Source organism: Kitasatospora sp. NPDC001261, from assembly GCF_042896795.1.
Taxonomy (GTDB): domain Bacteria; phylum Actinomycetota; class Actinomycetes; order Streptomycetales; family Streptomycetaceae; genus Kitasatospora.
This window is the reverse complement of sequence record NZ_JBIAXP010000070.1, coordinates 1-2282: the sequence shown is the minus strand read 5'-3', so window position 1 is coordinate 2282 and position 2282 is coordinate 1. Positions and strand designations below refer to the sequence as shown.

Genomic DNA, 2282 nt, shown 5'->3' with positions numbered 1-2282 from the left:
GCGCCACCACACCCTTCGGCCGACCCGTCGAACCCGACGTGAACATCACACACGCCACATCCTCCGGACCCACCACCACCGACGGCAACACCCCGCCTGCTGCCGGCTCCCACTCCTCATCCACCCACACCACACACTCCGCGAGCCCCTCCACTGACCCACGCAACCCCGAACTCGACACCACCAGACCCACACCCGCCTCGGCCACCACCAACGCCGACCGCTCCCGCGGGAACTCCGGATCCAACAGCGTGTAACCACCACCCGCCTTCAACACACCCAACAACGCCACCACAAGATCCGCACCACGCCCCAGGCACACCCCCACCAACCCGCCCCGCACCAGACCGGACTCCACCAACCGCGCGGCCATCCGATCCGACAGAACATCCAACTCCCCATACGACAAACGGCGATCACCATCCACCACCGCCACCGCACCCGGAGCCCGCACCACCTGCTCCCCGAACAGCCCCGGCACCGTCCCCGCCGGCACCGGACCCCCACCACCACCCCACCCCGACACAACCAACTCACGCTCGCCACCCACCAACACCTCAACCGACCCCACCGACCCGTCCGGATCCGCGACCATGGCGGCCAGCACCCGGCGCAGGCGCTCCGCGAAGGTGGTGACGGTGCCGTGGTCGAAGAGGTCGGCGGCGTAGCGCAGTTCGGCCCGGATGCCGGCCGGCCTGTTGGCGGCGTCATGGTGCTCGGAGAAGCTCAGGTTGAGGTCGAACCGGGCCGGGGCGGCGACAGAGCACTCCGGCTCCACGACCAGGCCCGGGAGTCGGAGACTGCACTCGCTGTTGTTCTGCAGGACCAGCATCACCTGGAACAGCGGATGGACCGACGCCGAGCGGACGGGGTTCAGCTCCTCCACCAGACGCTCGAACGGCAGGTCCTGGTGCGTGAACGCCGCCAGATCCGTATCCCGGACCCGCCCCAGCAACTCACCGAAGGTCGGCGCACCCGACACATCCGTCCGCAGCACCAGCGTGTTCACGAAGAACCCGACCAGCTTGTCCAACGCCTCGTCCGAACGCCCCGCCACCACCGTGCCGATCGGAATGTCCGTCCCCGCGCCCAGGCGCGACAAGAGGGCCGCCAGGCCCGCGTGCAGCACCATGAACAGCGTCACGCCATGCCGACGCGCCAGGCCCTCCAACTCCGCGTGCAGCTCCGCGTCCAGCCCGAACTCCACCAGACCACCCGCACGCGAAGCCACCCCCGACCGCGGCCGATCCAACGGCAGCGCCACCTCCTGCGGCGCATCCCGCAACACCTCCGACCAGTACGCCAACTGCCGCTCCAGGACCCCACCCAACAGACCCTGCTGCCACAGCGTGTAATCCGCGTACTGCACCGGCAACGGCGACCACTCCGGAGCAACCCCCGCCAACCGGGCCCGGTACGCCGACGCCACGCCCTCCCACAACGGCTCCATCGACCAACCGTCACTCGCGATGTGGTGCAAGGTCACCACCAGCACCGACTCACCCTCGCCGAGCCTGAACAGCACCACCCGCAACGGCAGCCCGGTGGACAGGTTGAACGCGGCGAGGACCTCGCCGGAAATCCGCTCCGCCAGCTCCTCCGCCGTGCATGGCTCGGCCCTGAACGGCACCTCGACGTCCCCGACGGGCAGCACCACCTGGCGGGGCTGCCCGTCGACCGCCGGATAGACCGTCCGCAGCGCCTCGTGCCGCCCGACCACGTCACCGATCGCCCCGCAGAGGGCCTCCACGTCCACCGATCCGTGCAGCCGGAACACGAACGGGCTGTTGTACGTGGCGGAAGCGCCTTCGAGCTGGTCGAGGAACCACAGCCGCTGCTGCGCGAACGACAGCGGCAGCACCTCCGGCCGCTCCCCCGCCACCAACGCCCGCCGCGCCGGCCGCCCCTCCTTCAGCTTCTCCGCCACCCTGGCCACGGTCGGGTTCCGGAACAGGTCCCGGATGCCGAGCTCCGCGCCGAGCGTGCTGCGGATGCGGCTGATCAGCCGGGTCGCGATGACCGAATGGCCGCCCAGGGCGAAGAAGTTGTCATCGACTCCCACCGACGGCAGCCCGAGGACCTCGGCGAAGAGGCCGCACAGGAGCTGTTCCTGCGCCGACTCGGGAGCGCGACCACCCTCGGCCGTGTCCTTCTGCCCGGTCGTCGGTTCCATCTGCTGAGCCATGACATCCATACCTTTCTTCGTGGGATCGTTCTGGTCATTCGTAAGATCAGGGCACCCAGGGATGCCGGGTGTGGCTGTCATGTCATTGCCGCGTCCG

1 protein-coding gene is annotated in these 2282 nt (G+C 69.4%); it reads right to left on the bottom strand.

Annotation, left to right across the window (positions count from 1 at the left end; all coding sequences use genetic code 11):
* On the bottom strand, positions 1-2185 hold a 2185-nt coding region (locus ACFY4B_RS42555; RefSeq protein ID WP_387977187.1), incomplete at its 3' end, for a condensation domain-containing protein.
* Between the last annotated feature and the right edge of the window lie 97 nt (positions 2186-2282).